The 17,438-nt window shown below is 70.0% G+C and carries 14 protein-coding genes; 7 read left to right on the top strand and 7 right to left on the bottom strand.

Annotated features, from left to right (window positions below; translation table 11 throughout):
- Positions 1–49: 49 nt before the first annotated feature.
- From OHS58_RS45250 to OHS58_RS45265, 4 genes are all read right to left on the bottom strand, one after another.
- Complete coding sequence (locus tag OHS58_RS45250) at positions 50–1,144, bottom strand: hypothetical protein (protein ID WP_328646363.1); 1,095 nt, start codon at positions 1,142–1,144, stop codon at positions 50–52.
- On the bottom strand, positions 1,141–2,709 hold the full coding sequence (locus OHS58_RS45255) for a hypothetical protein (protein WP_328646364.1): 1,569 nt from the start codon (positions 2,707–2,709) through the stop codon (positions 1,141–1,143). Before OHS58_RS45255 ends, OHS58_RS45250 begins: the two co-directional genes overlap by 4 nt.
- A 112-nt stretch (positions 2,710–2,821) precedes the next feature.
- Entirely contained in the window at positions 2,822–3,997 is a 1,176-nt protein-coding gene (locus OHS58_RS45260; protein WP_328646365.1) for a hypothetical protein, read from the bottom strand.
- A 325-nt stretch (positions 3,998–4,322) separates the two neighbouring features.
- A complete protein-coding gene (locus OHS58_RS45265; RefSeq protein ID WP_326946744.1) occupies positions 4,323–5,594 on the bottom strand; it encodes an MGH1-like glycoside hydrolase domain-containing protein in 1,272 nt (423 codons plus the stop codon).
- A gap of 85 nt (positions 5,595–5,679) precedes the next feature.
- On the opposite strand from OHS58_RS45265, the gene OHS58_RS45270 reads away from it, so the two are divergent.
- Together OHS58_RS45270 and OHS58_RS45275 are read left to right on the top strand one after the other, a co-directional pair.
- The gene (locus tag OHS58_RS45270; RefSeq protein WP_328646366.1) at positions 5,680–6,828 is read left to right on the top strand and encodes an ROK family transcriptional regulator; all 1,149 of its coding nucleotides are present in this window, start codon (positions 5,680–5,682) and stop codon (positions 6,826–6,828) included.
- 596 nt (positions 6,829–7,424) lie between these two features.
- Entirely contained in the window at positions 7,425–9,389 is a 1,965-nt protein-coding gene (locus OHS58_RS45275) for a S53 family peptidase (protein WP_328646367.1), read from the top strand.
- Between the two features lie 61 nt (positions 9,390–9,450).
- Here OHS58_RS45275 and OHS58_RS45280 read toward each other — a convergent pair whose 3' ends face one another.
- Positions 9,451–11,001, bottom strand: coding sequence for a sensor histidine kinase (locus tag OHS58_RS45280; protein ID WP_328649965.1), 1,551 nt, complete (start codon positions 10,999–11,001; stop codon positions 9,451–9,453).
- A 153-nt stretch (positions 11,002–11,154) separates the two neighbouring features.
- On the opposite strand from OHS58_RS45280, the gene galE reads away from it, so the two are divergent.
- The 4 genes from galE to OHS58_RS45300 all read left to right on the top strand — a co-directional run bounded on the left by galE (position 11,155) and on the right by OHS58_RS45300 (position 15,298).
- Complete coding sequence (galE, locus tag OHS58_RS45285) at positions 11,155–12,114, top strand: UDP-glucose 4-epimerase GalE (RefSeq protein WP_328646368.1); 960 nt, start codon at positions 11,155–11,157, stop codon at positions 12,112–12,114.
- Between the two features lie 87 nt (positions 12,115–12,201).
- Positions 12,202–13,575, top strand: a complete 1,374-nt coding sequence (locus tag OHS58_RS45290) for a purine-cytosine permease family protein (RefSeq protein ID WP_326955542.1) — start codon at positions 12,202–12,204, stop codon at positions 13,573–13,575.
- 44 nt (positions 13,576–13,619) lie between these two features.
- Complete coding sequence (locus OHS58_RS45295) at positions 13,620–14,294, top strand: SDR family NAD(P)-dependent oxidoreductase (protein WP_328646369.1); 675 nt, start codon at positions 13,620–13,622, stop codon at positions 14,292–14,294.
- Positions 14,291–15,298 (top strand): S-adenosylmethionine:tRNA ribosyltransferase-isomerase, encoded by a 1,008-nt coding sequence (locus OHS58_RS45300; protein ID WP_328646370.1) that lies wholly within the window; start codon positions 14,291–14,293, stop codon positions 15,296–15,298. The genes OHS58_RS45295 and OHS58_RS45300 overlap by 4 nt, the downstream gene beginning before the upstream one ends.
- Positions 15,299–15,360: 62 nt before the next feature.
- On the opposite strand, the gene OHS58_RS45305 is transcribed toward OHS58_RS45300, so the two are convergent.
- Both OHS58_RS45305 and OHS58_RS45310 read right to left on the bottom strand, forming a co-directional pair.
- Entirely contained in the window at positions 15,361–15,762 is a 402-nt protein-coding gene (locus OHS58_RS45305; protein WP_247061644.1) for a hypothetical protein, read from the bottom strand.
- Positions 15,759–16,190: a hypothetical protein gene (locus OHS58_RS45310; protein ID WP_328646371.1), complete on the bottom strand. Its 432-nt coding sequence runs from the start codon at positions 16,188–16,190 to the stop codon at positions 15,759–15,761. The genes OHS58_RS45305 and OHS58_RS45310 overlap by 4 nt, the downstream gene beginning before the upstream one ends.
- A gap of 185 nt (positions 16,191–16,375) precedes the next feature.
- Here OHS58_RS45310 and OHS58_RS45315 point away from each other — a divergent pair, with 185 nt between their 5' ends.
- Positions 16,376–17,434, top strand: coding sequence for an ABC transporter substrate-binding protein (locus OHS58_RS45315; RefSeq protein WP_326959848.1), 1,059 nt, complete (start codon positions 16,376–16,378; stop codon positions 17,432–17,434).
- Positions 17,435–17,438: the final 4 nt, after the last annotated feature.

Here is a 17,438-nt window from a genome sequence, read left to right on the forward strand (position 1 = left end):
GCACACCACACATTTCACGTGGTGTCTTGCAGACGCCCCGGGAACTGGATCATGATTGGCCGGGCTCCTCACCCGGGATGGCGAAGCCGGGTGGGATGTAGTCGCGCTCCAGGAACTCGAGGACAGTGTGCACGGCAAGCAGAGTCGCGAGGTACTGGTAGGACGAGTCCTTCTCCTGGTCCCCGAAGTCGGCGATGCCCCGCGCAATGATCCAATCCATGTCCCGGCAGGCGAAGGCGAATCCGTAGGACTCCTGATCGCCCAGGACAATGCGCTGATTGCTCTCGTGGAGTTTGACCAGCTGCTCGCCGTCGCGCAGCAGCTTGTCACCGGAAGCGACCGCGTCGGAAAGCACCGACACTCGAGGAGCGAAGTCCGCCGGCAGGTCAGGCGGTCGGTGGCGATCGGGCAACTCGGCGATCGCTGCCGCGAGACGATCGCGCAGAGCCACACCGGAGGGGTCGAAGCGCACGAGCTGCAGGTTCATCGGACCGCGACTGGCAACTTCCGGCCGGGGCTCGAAGCGGTCGGGAGTCTGGCGGCCGGGCTCATACCACCACACTGTCTGCGGGAGGTAAACGTCGGCTTTCCTGGTGTGCTCGGCCAGGCCGGCCGCCATTCCGGCGAGGACCCATACACTGGCCCGATAGAAGGTGGCGATCTCGTCGACGGCGTGCTGGGCGTACAGGCCGTAGGCCTCGCCGATGGCCGTCACCGCGACGGTCAGATCGGCGGGAGGATCGGCGAATCCGGCCGCTGTGAACGGGACTCGTGTGTGGAAGTAGGGGCGGCCGCGGTGCACCACATCCGGTCCGCGGTCGATCTTCAACGCGGCCAGCGCCGCCTTGAGCTCGATGGGCTGCACAGTGAGGACGAGGATGTCGACTTCCCGCATGTCCTCGGCGGGAGCGGGATGACGCCGTGGTGGCATCGTGTCCGGCATCGGAGGAAGGAACGACTCGATCACGGTGACGTCGAATCCTGCTCGCTCACCGGCCGGTAGCGTACTCGCCCGGTTCGCGTAGTCGCGCACCATGAGGATACGGCGGTGCACGTCGGTCTCCCGGAGGAGGAAGTGCGCGATCGACGCCATCGATTCTTCGGCACGTTCGCGTCGTCGGCGTGGTGATCGCGGGCCGGTCACGACCACACCCGGCGCGGGCTGGGGAGCTCGTAGAGTGAGTGGATCGGGACCCCGTCGAGCTGCTCGGCCGGGACGAAATTGAAGATCGGCGTGTAGGCGTGCGGTTGGATCTGAAATGCCTTGAGGATTTGCAACATCTGGTGCGCTGTCCCGTTCGAGGCATTGATCTCGTCCAGCATCACTACGCTCGCCCGTTGTTGCGACAAGTGTTCCAGCTGCCGCCCCCGGCCGGTTCCTTCCGCGAGCCTGCGAATCGCTGTGAGACCCCGTTGGCCGGCTTCGTTCAGTGCCTCTCGCGGAAGCGGGACCGCGACCATCCTGTCGTCCGCCCAGTGCTGCATCCGGCGGATCAGCAGTTGCACGGCAGGTTCTTCCGGGCAGACGATCACCACGCCGGGAGGTGCCACGTCCTGCATCACCAGTTCCAGCTTGTAGGCCAGGCAGTCGCCGAACTTCTCGAAAATCGTCGCGAACGGCGGAAAATGGCGCCATCGATGGGATTCGGGAGGACCGTACCCTTCACGCATCCACGCGACACTGGTGAGGATGTACCACGCGTCGTACGACCGAAGCCCGGCGAAATCGTCCCGGTGCTTGTCGGTGTGAGGAAGTCTCAGCGCGCATTGGTCGCACTGCTCACGGCTGACGCGCTCGGCCGCGACGTGCTTGATGGCGTGGACCGCGGGAAGGCCATTGCCCTCGGCGTGGAAGTCCGGGGACATGAAAGCCGCCACGGAGTACTGGTGCAGTTTGTAGTCCGCCTCGCGTGCCTGCCGGACGACCTTGGTGTACGTCGCACCCGTGTTGATGAAGTCGAGAAGGAACATGTAGGTCGTCCGGGGAAACGGCTCGGGGATCTGTCCTGGATCTTCCGGCCACTTCATCCAGGGGACGTTTAGCCGGTTGGCTGTGGCTGCGACAGCCTGCTCCATCCAGGCGTCGGTCGTCTCCGGCACGACGAGGGTCGTTCTCGCTGTCCGCTTCCCGGTCAGCTTGGTGATGGCGTCACCGAGCACGTCGGCCAGTTCGGCGACCGCAAGAGAGCCGTCGAAGAAGAAGTGGCTGCAGTACAGCTTGCTGATCTCGAAGTGCCCGATGCGGCGGATGATCTTGTCCTCGAAGTCTTGCCGAGGTGTTCCGTTGAGCCCTCGGTACTTGTCCTGGAAGATCTCCGGGTCGGGGGGCGTCAGTGGTCGCGGGTGACCGTGCCGCTCCAGCTGGCCCGTCTTGTTCACAACCACGACGGTGCCGGAATCGGCCGACATGCCCACTATGGGGGTCCAGAACGGGCTGAACGCGTTGTGGGGAAAGCTTGGAAGCAGCACGACGCTGATCTGGTCGGGCTTGGTCGCGAACTTGGTTGCGCACAGTGCGACCCAGTGCAGGAAATTCTCTCCGAGGTCACCGTAGCGATTTCCAGAGCAGTCGATGATCTTGATTTCACGGTCTGCCTCGGAGGTGGTGAAGCCTAGGATCTCGGTCGAGGGGAGGACGGAATTCCGGATGTCGTCGGCCGGGATGTACCGCGTGAAAGTCGCGGCCCGGCGTACCGAGACCGCGCTCACCAGCCGTCTCGCCAGCCACTCGTGAAACCGACGCCGGCCTTCTTCTACTCGTTCGGAAGCTATGGGGCCGACCCGGAGAACTTCCGTTTCCAACTGCCAGGATCGTCGTGGACTACCGGGCATGGCGCAGCGGGATACGCACGGTCAACAGGTTCCCGTGGAAGGGCTGACCTGGTACGCGCGCGACATGGGCTCGGTACCGGCGGACTCCGCGATGGCGGTGCCGCCGGGTACTGACGAGGTTCAGCTGCTGATTGCCGGTGCGAATCTCCAGTGAGCCCCCGAAGAGGTCTGCCGCACACCGGTACAAGGCATGCAAGCCGTATCCCTGGGGGAACTCTCGTCCTCGAAGTACCGGGTTCGGTGGGGCCTTCGCCTGCCGGTGGGATATTCCAGGGAAGACTGAGGCTAGGAGCAGTTCTTCGTCCGCGGCGTCTCGCCCGGGCGTCCAGCGAGCGGTGTATGTCGGCCATCTTGGCTGCCAGGCCGACGCGTCGACGACGAAGGTGTCGTCGACTGCCGCCTCGGCGACCCGGATCGGCCGGTTTTCCGATAAGCCGTTGCGGAGCGTCCCAATCATGCTCTTGCCGTTGTCCCACACCGAGATGACGAGTTCTTTCGCTCGGTCGCCTCCAGTGCTGTCGACCCACGAGCCGACAGTCAGCAGATCTCCCTCCGGGTGGAGTACGGCGTTCGTCAGCAGTTCGTAGATCACCACCCGGGCGATCTCGGCACCGTGATGGGTGAGCGCGGTGTCGAGGAAGCTCAGAATCAGCGGGCCACGCCACCGGGACCATTCGGTCGTGATGATCGACGCGACCTGCGGCTCCGCCTGGAAAGAGTAAGTCAAGAAACCGAAGAAGCGCTCGTCGCGAAGTCGCTCGTAGGCGGTGCTGGAAGGTCGGCTCGGCGGAGGGCGCAGAAGAAGTCGTACCTGGTCGCGTAGCGGCAAGGCGCCGTCGGTCCAGTGAAGCGTTCCGAGCTGTGGACGGGTCACCATCGCGGCCGCCGAAGGGAACTCGGAATCGAGGAGCAAATTGATCGCTTCGGGATGCCGGGGCAACGAAATCCGTGTTTCCAGACCGGCGGAACTGCGCTCGTTGAGTGCCGAAAGGACTATCATCAGGCCGGTGATGTCGACCACTGCGACGTTGGTGAGATCAAGATCGAGAGGTGCGTCTCGCTCGGCGGGGGTCCTCTTGGCCAAGAGAGCTGACGCTGTCGCGGTGGTGATCTTCTCCGGTAGCTTGACGCGAAGCCATTCGCTGGAACTGGCTTCTACCGACATCGACTGATCCCCTCGGCTGCGGCATCTGAATCACAAGCATCAAATGCTCCTTCATTTGCGAGGGTACAACAACCACCCGAATGAGTGATAGGAATTGATCTTGTGTGGCTGGCTGCGAATTGTCATGTATTTGTCAACTTGCTACCGTGCGCGTTCAGATTTCCTCTGGTGTGGCCCGTATTGGATCTGGTGCACCGGCTCTGATGACTCAGTGTGAGCGAAGAGGTAATCGATCGTCGGGCGAAACGGAAATAGTGTGTCAATAATTCACGTAGTCGTGAAGCGGCGGCCGGCCCACCCGCCCCCGACGCGGCTGGGCCGGCCGTCAGCCGGTGGTGGACATCAGGTCCACGGTGAGCGCCGCGGTCCAGCCGAACGAGCGGGCGCCGTGGCCCGCGCCGGTGAACGGGTCCGCGTACTCCGCGAAACCCGTGCGCGTGGCCGTTTCGACGAGGTCGTCGCGCAGCCACGAGGCCAGCGCGTGCTCGCCGTGGTGCAGCAACCCCTGGCGGACCAGCCAGCCGACGTTGAACCACGACGGGCCGCGCCAGTAGCGGCCCGGGTCGAAGTCGGCCGCGGTCAGGTCGTAGCTCGGGACGCCGTGCACCTGGCCGAGCCGGAAGCGCGGGCCGGTGGCGGTGGCCAGCAACGCGGGCGCGACGGCGAGGTCCGGCAGCACGAGCGGCAGCAGCCCGGCGCAGGTGTACTCGCGGGTGCGCTCGCCGGTGCGGACGTCGCGGGCGAAGAAGAAGCCGGACGCGCTGTCCCACAACGTTTCCTGCAGCGCCTTGGCGACGCGGGCCGCGCTGTCGCGGTGCGTGGCGGCGGCCGCGGGCAGGCCGAGCACCTCGGCGATCTCGGCGAGCGCGAGCTCGGCGTCGGCCAGCAGCGCGTTGAGGCCCGGGTCCTCGACGGTGAAGCCGCCGTCGACGTCGGCCCAGCGCGCGTCGAGGTAGCCGCTGTCTCGGTAGGCCGACGCGAGCCGGACGTAGCGGCCGTAGTCCTCGTCGCTCGGGCGGTCGGCGGCGTGGCCGTGCTCCAGGTCGCGGCGGACGAACCCGGCCGGGTCGGCGGGCGTGACGCGCGAAAGCGGGCCGTCCCACGCCGGGCTGTTGTCCATCCCCGATTCCCACGGGTGCACGATCGAGGCGAGCCCGCGCCCGCCCGCGTCGCGGTAGGTCCGCAGGTAGCCGTGCCAGGCCTTGAGCTTCGGGTAGAGCGTCGCGAGGAACGTCTCGGCCCCGGAACCCGCCGGGTCGGCGCGGTGCACGGCCAGCACGGCGCGCGCGTGCACCGGCGGCTGGATCAGCCCGGACGTCCGTCCGGCGCGCCAGAACGCGGGGCCGGGGAAGTACGCCTCGGGCGGGGTGTCCGGGTTGAAGAGGATGTGCGGGACGCGGCCGTCGCGCCACTGCGCGGAGAACAGCGTCACCAGCTCGCGCCGGGCGCGCTCCGGGGCCAGGTGGCGCAGGCCGAAGGCGATGAAGGCGGAGTCCCAGCTCCACTGGTGCGGGTAGAGCCCGCGCGAAGGCACGGTGGACGCGCCGATCCAGTTCTCGGCCAGCACGGCCTCAGCGGACCCCCATGTTACGTCCATGTGTCCAATCTATCTCCTACTTATGTCTTGTCAATGGACAAAAGTAGGCCCTGGGATGATGTGACCCACAGCGAAGGGGGCCCGGATGACCACGCCGACCAGCGCCGGTGAGCTGCTGAGACTGGTCCGGACCGGTCAGGCGACCACGCGCAAGGCCCTGCTCACGCGCAGCGGGCTGTCCCGCTCGACGCTCACCGCGCGGCTCGACCTGCTCCAGTCGGCGGGTCTGCTGGCCGAGGGCGGGCAGGAGGACTCCACCGGCGGCCGCCCCGCGCGGCAGCTGCGGTTCGACGACCGGCACGCCGTCGTCCTCGCCGCGAGCGTCGACACGATGCACGCCGAGGTCGCGCTGACCGACCTGTCCGGACGCCGGCTGGGGGGCCGCGAGGGCCCGGTGCGCGTCGCCGACGGCCCGGAACCCGTGCTCGGCCGGATCGCGGAGTGGTTCGAGGAGCTGCTCGCCGACGTCGACCTGCCGGTCTGCGGGGTGGGGATATCCGTGCCGGGGCCGGTCGAGCCGGGGCAGGCGCGGGTCACGCAGCCGCCGATCATGCCGGGCTGGGACCGCTACCCGATCGACGAGTACCTGGGGGAGCGGTTCGGCGCCCCGGTGCTGGTCGACAACGACGCGAACCTGATGGCCCTGGGCGAGCACCGCGCCCGCCACCCGGAGTCGCCCGCGCTGGTGGTCGTCAAGGTGTCCACCGGCATCGGTGCCGGCCTGGTCATCGGCGGCGACGTCTACCGCGGGGTCGACGGCGGCGCCGGCGACATCGGGCACATCCGGCTGCCGGCGTTCCCGGAGGCCCGCTGCATGTGCGGCTCCCAGGGCTGCCTCGCGGCGGTCGCCAGCGGCGGCGCGCTGGCCGCGCGCCTGACCGAGCAGGGCCTGCCGACGACGTCGGGCTCGGGCGTGCGCGACCGCATCCTGGCCGGCGAACCGGCGGCGGTCCGGCTGGCCGGGTTCGCGGGCCGCCAGGTGGGCGAGGTGCTCGCGACGCTGGTGTCGGTGGTCAACCCGGGCGTCCTGGTGATCGCGGGCGACCTGGCCGAGCCGCATTTCGTGGCGGGTGTCCGCGAGGTGCTGTACCGGCGCGCGTTGCCGCGGGCGACGCAGAGCCTGCAGGTGGAGATCGGCGGCACCGGGCTCGCGGTGGGCGGCGCGGTGGCGATGGTGGTGGAGTCGGTGTTTTCCCCGGTGGAAGTGGATCGCCGGCTGGCGGCGCAGGCCTGACGCCGGCCCGCGGCCGGTCCCGGATCGGCATGTCGGCGATAGGGCGGTCGGCGGATTCGCGGCGCCGGTGTCGGTGGTCAACCGGGCGTGCTGGTGACCTGGCCGAGCCACATTTTCGTGGCCGGGGTCCGCGAGGTGTCGTGCTGGCGGGCGAGGCGGAATTGCAGTTCGAGATCGGTGCACTGGGCTCGCGGTGGCGACGATGATTCCCCGGTGGAAGTGGATCGCCGACTGGCGGCGCAGGTCTGACGTCGGCCCGCGGCCGGACCCGGATCCCGGCCGAGCCGGTGGCTGACGGCCTAAGTGCCGTCATCGCGGGACTGTCCGGAGTGGACGGAGCAACCGACTTTCGTAGGTGGCGGGTACTCCGATCGCGTGGTCCGTAATACGGCCACGAAACGGACTTACCGCGCATCGCGGAGCAATCCTCGCGTATTTCGGACGACAAATCGGATTTCCGTCCCGCGCTCCGGATCCGGTGAATTCGCGACCAGATAACGGTTCCGCAAGTACTTCCCCGCGGCCGGAACCCCGATCTAGTCTCGTCCGGTGTTCTAGGTCCGTTACCCGGGCCGATTCAGAAGAGGGAGATTTCTGTGCGAAGAAGCTCCACCCTGCTCCTTTCGCTCGCGGTGGTGGGTGGTCTCACCGCGGCCATGCCGGCAGCGGCGTCGGCACAGGGGCGTCAGGACATTCCGCAGTCGCACCCGTTGTGGGCGAACGCGCAGGCGAAGGTCGCCGACACGGCGCCCGCCGCGAAGCTGAGCTTCCGCGTCTACCTGAACCAGCGCGACAACGCCGGAGCCGAGGCGCTGGCCCAGGCCGTGTCCGACCCGGACAGCAAGACCTACCGCCAGTTCCTGAGCACCGACCAGGTGCGGGACCGCTTCGCCGCCAGCGACGCGACGGTCAACGCCGTCAAGGCGTGGCTGACCGGCAGCGGCTTCAGCATCGGCGACATCCCGTCGAACCGCGCCTACGTCGAGGCCACCGGCACCGCCGGCCAGACGCAGAACGCGTTCGGCGTCAAGCTGGGCAAGTACAGCGTCAAGGGCCAGACCCTCCGCGCCGCCGACAAGAACCTTTCGGTGCCCGCGAACCTGGCGAGCGACGTACTCGGCGTCGTCGGCGTGGACCAGGCGACCAACCTGTTCAAGCCGGACCACACCGACGGTATCGACTCCGGCAAGGCGACCAAGTCGGTCCAGCCGTCGGACGTCGCGCCCGGCCCCGGCTTCCGCAACGCGCCGCCGTGCAGCTCCTACTACGGCGAGAAGGTCGACACCACCGACCCCGCCTACAACGGCAAGCAGCTGACCTACGCGCCCTGCGGTTACACCCCGGCCCAGCTCCGCTCGGCCTACGGTGTCGACCAGGCCGCGAAGTTCGGCGCGGACGGCCACGGCACCACGATCGCCATCGTGGACGCCTTCGCTTCGCCGACGATCTACGCCGACGCGAGCACGTACGCGAAGAAGAACGACCCGCAGCACCCGCTGAAGCAGAGCCAGTTCTCGCAGCACGTCTTCCCGGCGAACCCGGTTCTCGAGCCGCCGGACCAGTGTGACGCGGCGGGCTGGTACGGCGAGGAGACCCTCGACGTCGAGGCCGCCCACGGGCTCGCCCCGGGCGCGAACATCCTCTACGTCGGCGGCGAGTCCTGCGAGGACAACGCGCTCGACGAGGCGCTGAACTATGTGATCGCCGGCCACAAGGCCGACATCGTGTCGAACTCCTACGGCGACACCGGCGAGGACATCCCGGCCGACGAGGTCAAGGTCTTCAACCAGATCTCGCTGCAGGCGGTCCTCGAGGGCATCGGCGTCTACTTCTCCTCGGGCGACAACGGTGACGAGGTGGCGCGCCTCGGCACGCCGTCGCCGGACTTCTCCGCCTCCGCGCCGTGGATCACCGCGGTCGGCGGCACGTCGCTGGCGGTCGGCAAGAACGGCCAGCGGCTGTTCGAGACCGGCTGGGAGACCAGCAAGTCCACGATCACCAACGGTGCGTTCGGGCCGTTCGCCTACACCTCCGGTTCCGGTGGTGGCACGAGCCGCCTGTTCCCGCAGCCCTTCTACCAGAAGGGAGTCGTGCCGGACTCGCTGTCCACGAAGAACCAGACGGCCGGCAACAAGGGCCGCGTGGTTCCGGACATCTCCGCGATCGGTGACCCGAACACCGGCTTCCTGGTCGGCCAGACGCAGACCTTCCCGGAGGGTGCGCACTACGACCAGTACCGGATCGGCGGCACGAGCCTCGCGTCGCCGGTGTTCGCCGGCATCATGGCGGTGGCCGACAGCTTCGACCACTTCCACCACGGCTTCATCAACCCCGTGATCTACAAGCTGACCTCCCGCACCAAGGCGATCAGCGACGTGCAGCACGTGGACGCCGCGGTGGCCCGGGTCGACTACGCGAACTCGGTCGACGCGTCGGACGGCCTGCTCCGCTCGGTGCGGACGTTCGACTACCAGGGTCTGACGATCCACACCACCAAGGGCTACGACGACGTGACCGGCCTCGGCTCGCCCAGCGGGCTGCTGTTCCTGCTCCTCGTCTAGTCAGCTCCATCGAGGTCCGTGAAGGCCTCCTTACCGGCTCTTACGGCCGGTAAGGAGGCCTTCACGGCGTTTCGGGCCGCGTTGCGAGGGGGATGGCCGCGCGGATCGTCGTGCCTTCCCCGGAGGTCTCCACGCACAGCTCGCCGCCCAGGGCCTGGACGCGGTCGCGCAGCCCGGCCAGTCCCGAGCCGCCGCCGGGGTCCGCGCCGCCCACGCCCCGGTCCGTCACCTCGACCCGCAGCTGGGCGCCGGCCACCGCGATGCGGACGTCCGCGTGGCCCGTCCGCGCGTGCTTCAACGTGTTCGTCAGCGCTTCCGACGTGACGTAGTAGGCCGTCGCCTCCACCGCCGCGTCGAGGCGGGGAACCGTGCCCACCGAGAGCGCCACCTCCATCGGGACGCGGTCCGCCAGCGACCGCACCGCCGCGACCAGGCCCGCCTCGGTGAGGATCGCCGGGCGGATGCCGCGGGCCAGCTCGCGCAGCTCGGTGATCGCCGTCTGCAGCTCGTCGACCGTGCTCGTCAGCAGCTCGCCGACCGCCGGCGGCAGCTCCGCGCGGCGGTTGGCCATCCGCAGCAGCAGGACGACGCTGACCAGCCGCTGCTGCGCGCCGTCGTGGAGGTCGCGTTCCAGCCGGCGGCGCTCCTCGTCGCCGGCCGCGACGAGCCGGGCCCGCGACGCGCGCACCTCGGCCAGCCGTTGTTCGAGCTCGGCGGTGAGCCGCTGGTTGTCCAGCACCAGCCCGGCCGCCGCGTTGAGCGCGTCGATCGAGCGGCTGTCCTTCCACACCTCGTCGTCCTGCACCAGCGCCGCCAGCCCGGTGCCGTCGCGCTCCAGCAGCAGCCGGATCATCTCGGCGTTGCCGACGCGGGCGCGCAGCACGCCGGCCAGGAACGCCAGCGGCCACAGGCAGAACGCGATCCGGTAGATCCCGAGCAGCGGCTCCGACAGGGGGCTGGCGTCCCCGAGCGCGGTGCCCGCCGCCGACGTCGCGGCGCCCACGAGGGCGATCGCGATCACCGGCGACAGCAGCCGCCGCTGGGGCAGCCGGCCGGTCAGCCACCGGTACAGCAGCACCACGAGGACGCCGGCGCTGATCACCGCGGCGGCCAGTCCCAGGACGCGGTCGGCGAGGCCGTGGCCGTCGTGGTCGGCGGAGATCGCCGGCAGGTCGCGCGGGTCGTCGCTGAACAGCAGCCCGAGCACCCCCAGGCCGAGCACGACCAGGTAGGACGCGGCCACGAGCAGCCGTTCCCACCGCGACCGGAGCCCGCCTTGCGGGAAGGCGAGCACCAGGTGCGCGATCACCGGGCTGGACGCGGCCCGCAGCGGCACGGCGAGCGTGTACAGCACCGGGTTCGCGGTGAACTGCAGGTCTTCGAGGAACAACGCGACGCCGACGAGCGCGATGAGCACGCCGATCGCGTTGGCCGGCCGCCGCACGTGCGCGACCGCGCCGGCGAGCAGGAACAGGAACCCGGTGGTGGTGCTGAGCGCGGTGTCGAGCGCGGAGTGGCTGCCGTCGGCGACCTTGAGTGTCAGCGCGGTGACGCCGAGGCCGAAGCCGAGGCTCAGCAGCCCGGTCAGCACGACGGTCCGGGGGTGCTGCACCACGCGAACCCCTCCCGGACGGCTAACCGTGATTCGCCCGTTCGGCCCGCCGCGTTACACCGCGCGGCCGTCCGGGCACGGTGCGGCGCCGCGCACCCGTGGCCGGCCGGGTCGCTAAGCTCCCCTGACCATTCGGCGAGGGAGGATTTCACGGTGAAACTGCTGGTCACGGGCGGTGCGGGCTACATCGGGAGTGTGGTGACCCGAGCGCTTCTGGCGGCCGGGCACGAGGTCGAGGTGCTCGACGACCTGTCGACCGGGCACCGCGCGAGCGTGCCGGACAGCGTGGCCTTCCACCAGCTGTCGGTGCACGACGCGGCTCGGGTGCTGACGCCCGAAGCGGGCTTCGACGGCGTGCTCCACTTCGCGGGGCGGATCGAGGTCGCGGAGTCCGTTGCCCGGCCGGATCGCTACTGGGACGTCAACGTGCGCGGCTCCCTCGCGCTGCTGGAAGCGGCCCGCGCGGCGCGCGTCCGGCGCCTGATCTTCTCGTCGACCGGTTCAATGTACCGGGGCGAGGGCGACGAGAAGCTCGACGAGACCGCCAGGGTGGAACCGCGCAACCCCTACGCGGCCAGCAAGCTCATGGTCGACCTGATGCTGTCCGCGGAAGCCGCGGCGTTCGGCCTCGGCGCGACGAGCCTGCGCTACTTCAACGCGGCGGGCGCGGTCGGCGACCTCGGCGAGCGGCACGACCCGGAGAGCCACCTCATCCCCATCGTGGTGCAGGTCGCGGCGGGCAAGCGGGAGCGGTTGCAGATGTACGGCGACGACTACCCGACCCCGGACGGCACGTGCGTGCGGGACTACATCCACGTCGCGGACCTGGCCACGGCGCACGTGCTCGCGCTGGAGGCGATCGAGCCCGGCCGGCACGAGATCTACAACCTGGGCAACGGCAACGGCTACACCAACATGCAGGTCGTGGAAGCGGTTCGCGAGGTCACCGGGCACCCCATCCCCGTGGTGCTCGCCCCTCGGCGCGACGGCGACGCGGTCGTCACCGTCGCGAGCAGCGAGAAGGCCCGGAAGGACCTGGGGTGGCAGCCCGGCCGGCCCGACCTGCGCGACATCGTCGCCGACGCCTGGGCCTTCCACACCAACCACCACTGACCGTCGAAGCACATCGCGGGCTCGCCGGGCCGGTGGGTGATCACGCATCCCCTAGGGTTGCCTCGATCACCCGAGTGGAGGCAGGACATGAGCGGACGCGGTCTCGACGCCGAGGTCTTCGGCGGGCGGATGCCCGCCGGGGGCTCGGACCTGGCGATCGAAACCCACGGCATCACGCCGGTGCCGGAGAGCAACCGGTTCGGGCGGCCGTGGCGGTTGTTCAGCGTGTGGTTCGCGCCGAACCTGACCATGACGGCGGTCTTCACCGGCACCCTCGCCGCGTCGCTCGGCCTCGGCTTCTGGACGGGTTTGGTCGCGATGCTCGCCGGCACGGTCCTCGGATCGCTGCCGGTGGCCTACCTGTCCACCTGGGGCCCGCGCACCGGCACCGGCCAGCTCCCGCTCGCGCGGCTGCCGTTCGGCGGCGGCGTCGTGCTGCCCGGCCTGGTGCAGTGGCTCGGTTCCATCGCCTGGGACGCGCTGGTCGGGCTGTTCGGCGGTGAGGCGCTGGCCGAGCTGACCGGGCTGCCGTTCTGGGCCGCGGTGCTGATCGTGCTGGTGCTGCAGTGCGCGCTCGGCGTCTTCGGCTACGCGCTCATCCACCGCGTGCAGGCCGTGATGAGCGTGCTGCTGGTGCTCGCGTTCGCCGCGCTCGCCGTGAAAGTCCTTTCCGGACACCCGATCGCGACGGCCGACACGGCCACCGGCGGCGACCACACCGGCGCCGTCGTGCTGTTCTCGACGATCGCGTTGTCGCTGGCGATCTCCTGGGCGCCGTACGCCTCGGACTTCAGCCGCTACCTGCCCGCGGACACGTCGTCGCGCGGCGTCTTCTGGTTCACCCTGCTCGGTCTGACGGCGTCGTACGCGATCGGCGAAGGCCTCGGGCTCGCGCTCGGGTCGTCGCTGGGCGACCAGACGGCGACCGGCGTCGCGACGTTGCTCGGCGGCGGTTTCCTCGGTTCGCTGGCCCTCGCGGTGATCGCGCTCGCGGCCGTGTCGTCCAACGCGATGAACGACTACAGCGGATCCCTGGCGCTGCAGACCGTCGGCGTCCGGCTGCGGCGCCCGGTGTCGGCGGTTCTCGTCACGGTGCTCGCGTTCGCGCTGATCCTCTGGATGCACAGCGGCGAGCTGGCGGCGAAGTTCCAGAACGTGCTGCTGTTCGTCAGCTACTGGATCCCGCCGTTCCTCGGCGTCGTGCTCCCGGACTGGCTGCGGCGCACCCGCGGCGGCCGATCCGTGGACGTCCGGGCCGCGACGACCACGCGTCCCTGGGCCGCCGTCGTGGCGTTCGTCGCGGGTTTCGGCGCGGCGGTGCCGTTCATGAACACGTCGCTCTACACCGGCCCGGTCGCCGCGGCCCTGCACGGCGCCGATCTCGCCTACTACGTCGGGCTCGTCGTTTCGCTGGCAGCGTATTTCCTGCTGCGCGGCCGCCGTCCTGTTGACCTCGACTAATGTAGAGGTTCAACGATGGTGTGGTACCCCTGCAAGGAGGAACCATGCCAGTCGCACTGATCACCGGCGCCTCGGCGGGGCTGGGGAAGGCCCTCGCCGCGGCCCTGGTGAGTCGCAAGTGGACGGTCGTCGGCGACGGCCGGGACGCGGCCGCGCTGACCGCCGCGGCCCGGGAGGCGGGCTTCACGCCCGTCCCCGGCGACGTCGCCGACCCGGACCACCGCGCCGCACTCGCCGCCACCGTCGGCTCCGGGCTCGACCTGCTCGTCAACAACGCCAGCACGCTCGGCGTCAGCCCGCTGCCGCCGCTGGGCCGTTATCCCTTGGCGGAGCTGGAAAACGTCTACCGCGTGAACGTCTTCGCGCCGCTCGCGCTGACCCAGCTGCTGCTGCCCGCCCTGACGAAGACCGGCGGCACGATCGTCGACGTCAGCTCGGACGCCGCCGTCGAAGCCTACGAAGGCTGGGGCGGTTACGGCTCGGCGAAGGCCGCGCTCGACCAGCTCACCGCCGTGCTCGGCGCGGAGCACCCGGACCTGGCCGTCTACGCGGTCGACCCCGGCGACCTGCGCACCGCGATGCACCAGCTCGCCTTCCCCGGCGAGGACATCTCCGACCGGCCGCTACCCGGGACGGCGGTCCCGGCGTTCTTGCGGCTGCTCGACGAGCGTCCGGCCAGCGGCCGCTACCGCGCCGCCGACCTGCTGGTGCCCGCATGAGCGTCCGGTTCGAGCTGCCCGGCGAACTCTCGGCGTCGGCGCCACCGGAAGCCCGCGGGGTGGCGCGCGACGAGGTCCGCCTGCTGGTCGCGAGCCCGTCCGCGGTGCACCACACGGTGTTCAGCGCGCTGGGCGATCACCTGCGGCCGGGCGACCTGCTGGTCGTCAACACGTCCGGCACCCTGCCGGCCGCGGTCGACGCGCGGCGCGGCGGGCACACGGTCGTCGTCCACTTCTCGACCGAGCTGGCCGACGGCGCGTGGGTGGTCGAGCTGCGCGCCCCCGGCGGCCCGCTGCTCGACGGCCGGCCGGGAGAGCGCCTGGACCTGCCCGGGGGCGCGTCGCTGACGTTGCTCGCCGAGCACGTCCCGGGTCAGGCACGGCTGTGGCGGGCGGCCGCGTCGGTCCTGGTGCCCGGATTGCTGGCCGCGAGCGGACGTCCGATCCGCTACGGCTACGTCCCGCGCGCGTGGCCGCTGAGCGACTACCAGACGGTGTTCGCCCGCGAGCCGGGCAGCGCCGAGATGCCGTCGGCGGCCCGGCCGTTCACGGACGCGCTGGTCACCCGCCTGGTGACCGACGGCGTGCTGGTCGCGCCGCTGCTGCTGCACACGGGGGTGTCGTCGCTGGAGACCGGCGAGCCGCCCCAGGCCGAGCGCTTCCGGGTCCCCGCGACGACCGCCGCGCTGGTTTCGTGGGTCCGCACCCGCGGCGGCCGCGTGATCGCGGTGGGCACGACGGCGGCCCGCGCCCTGGAGTCGGCCTTCGACGGCAGTGCGGTCGGCGCGGCCGAGGGCTGGACGGACCTGGTCCTGGGCCCGGACCGCCCGGCCCGGTTCGTCGACGGCATCGTCACGGGCCTGCACGCGCCGGACGCGTCCCACCTGCTGCTCTTGGAGGCCGTGGCCGGCCCGGAGCTGGTCCAGCGGGCTTACGACGCGGCGGTGGAGCGCCGCTACCTCTGGCACGAGTTCGGCGACGTCTCCCTGCTCCTGCGTCGCTGAAAAGCCGTGAAGGCCTCCTTACCGGCCATAAGAGCCGGTAAGGAGGCCTTCACGGACATCCGCTACTGGCGGGCCGGTTCGCGGGCGTCGTCCTGGCGGCGGGCCCGGTACAGGCCGGCCACGGCGACGACCGTGATCCCCAGGCCGACGCCGCTGACGATCGAGGCCACCAGGCTCGCCGTGCCGGTCGCCAGGCCGAAGAGGCCGCCCAGGTACACCGGAATGCACAAGCTGACCGGCAGCCAGGTCCGCAGCGCGAACGCGCGGTCCGACGCCAGCCACAGCACGAGCGAAACGGCCGCCGCGGTGGCGACCGGGATCGCCCAGACGACCATGCTCGTCACGGCGTCCATCCCCAGCGACCGGAGCCATTCGAACGACGCCTGGCCCAGCCCGACGAAGAGAACGACCAGCGCCACGCGGATGGTGGCCCCCTGGCCGGCACGGTGTGCGGTGCTCGTCATGTCATCCCTCCCAAGTCCGTGGTCACCTGTACCACGTCCGGATGACGCGTCCGGTTGCCCGCATTTCGCAATTCGATGGCGACGACCAGCAGAATGATCAACGCCGGCACCGTCAGGAAGATCAACACGAACAGGTGACCCCGCGACGCCGTGCCGGTGACCAGGCCCGTCAGGCCGATGGCCAGGGACGGCACCGCCGCCCAGTCCGGCAGGAACGCGGCCCGTGGGCGCGGCCTCCCGGAGAGCGCCCAGACCGCCAGGCCGGCCAGCAGACCCAGCAGCGGGGCCGCGGCGACCGCCCCCACGGCCGGCCACTCGACCAGGCCCGTGGTCTCCAGCCAGTCGGCGCCGATCGGCCCCAGTCCGAGAGCCGCCCACATCAGCAGCACCAGCTGGCTCGTCAGCCGGTTTCGCGCGTCAGGTTCCACAGCTCCCCCTCGGAAGTCGTCGTGAGCACCACGCGCGAGCGGCCCAGGAGGTTGCACTTAGGCGCATGAATCGTCGATGTCAAGGAATCTCACTCGTTTTCCCGGGATGCGGATGGCTATGCGCCCCAGTGGGTGACCGTGCGAACCTCGCCCCCGACATCGACCCCGTGAAAGGCGACGCTGACGTGCGCTCCCACCACAGAACCCGCTTCCTGGCCTCGGCGTTCGCCGCCCTGACCGTCGTGGGCGTGCTCGCCGGCTGTTCCCGCGCCGCGGAGAACACCGCCCCCGCCGCCAACGCGGGCGCCGCCACCGAGGTCCGGCTCGGGTTCTTCCCGAACGTCACGCACGCCCCGGCGCTGATCGGCGTCAAGAAGGACTTCTTCAAGCAAGAGCTGGGCTCGACCAAGCTCACCACCCAGACGTTCAACGCGGGCCCCGACGAGGTCAACGCGCTGCTGGGCAACTCCCTCGACATCGCCTACATCGGCTCCGGCCCGGCGATCAACGCCTTCACCAAGTCCAAGGGCACCATCCAGCTGATCTCCGGCGCGGTCTCGGGCGGCGCGCAGCTGGTCGTCAAGCCGGACATCGCCAGCGTCGACGCGCTCAAGGGCAAGAACATCGCCACCCCGCAGCTGGCCAACACCCAGGACGTCGCGCTCAAGAAGTTCCTCGCCGGCAAGAGCCTGACCGGCCAGGTCAAGATCACCAACCTGGACAACTCGAAGACGCTCGACGCCTTCAAGAAGGGCGAGGTCGACGGCGGCTGGCTGCCCGAGCCGTGGTCGTCGCGGCTGGTCCTCGACGCCGGCGCGAAGGTCCTGGTCGACGAGAAGGACCTGTGGCCCGGTGGCCGGTTCCCGACCACCGTCGTCATCGTGCGCAGCCAGTTCCTGCAGGAGCACCCGGACACCGTCCGCGCCGTGCTGAAGGGCCAGCTGGCCGCGATCGACTGGGCGAAGGCCAACCCGGCGGACGCGAAGACCGTCGTCAACGGCGCGCTCAAGGAGCTGGCCGGCAGCAGCCTCAGCCCGGCGGTCATCGACCGCGCGTTCTCGAACATCGAGCTGACCTCCGACCCGATCCCCGCCGAGTTCCCGCAGCTCGCGCAGGACTCGGTGACCGCGGGCGTCGTGAAGAGCGTCGTCGCACTGAAGGGCTTCGCCGACTTCGGCCCGCTCAACGACGTCCTCAAGGCCCAGAACCAGCCCGCCGTGAACGCGCCCGAGCTCATCAAGTGATCCG

The sequence above is a fragment of the Amycolatopsis sp. NBC_00348 genome, assembly GCF_036114655.1.
In the GTDB taxonomy this organism is placed as follows: domain Bacteria; phylum Actinomycetota; class Actinomycetes; order Mycobacteriales; family Pseudonocardiaceae; genus Amycolatopsis.

What these genes read in the sequence shown, in the direction of transcription:
- OHS58_RS45290 (WP_326955542.1), top strand. Translation starts at nt 12,202, where the DNA reads ATGAGCGGACGCGGTCTCGACGCCGAGGTCTTCGGCGGGCGGATGCCC.
- OHS58_RS45270 (WP_328646366.1), top strand. Translation starts at nt 5,680, where the DNA reads ATGACCACGCCGACCAGCGCCGGTGAGCTGCTGAGACTGGTCCGGACC.
- OHS58_RS45265 (WP_326946744.1), bottom strand. Translation starts at nt 5,594, where the DNA reads ATGGACGTAACATGGGGGTCCGCTGAGGCCGTGCTGGCCGAGAACTGG.
- OHS58_RS45300 (WP_328646370.1), top strand. Translation starts at nt 14,291, where the DNA reads ATGAGCGTCCGGTTCGAGCTGCCCGGCGAACTCTCGGCGTCGGCGCCA.
- OHS58_RS45295 (WP_328646369.1), top strand. Translation starts at nt 13,620, where the DNA reads ATGCCAGTCGCACTGATCACCGGCGCCTCGGCGGGGCTGGGGAAGGCC.
- OHS58_RS45305 (WP_247061644.1), bottom strand. Translation starts at nt 15,762, where the DNA reads ATGACGAGCACCGCACACCGTGCCGGCCAGGGGGCCACCATCCGCGTG.
- OHS58_RS45260 (WP_328646365.1), bottom strand. Translation starts at nt 3,997, where the DNA reads ATGTCGGTAGAAGCCAGTTCCAGCGAATGGCTTCGCGTCAAGCTACCG.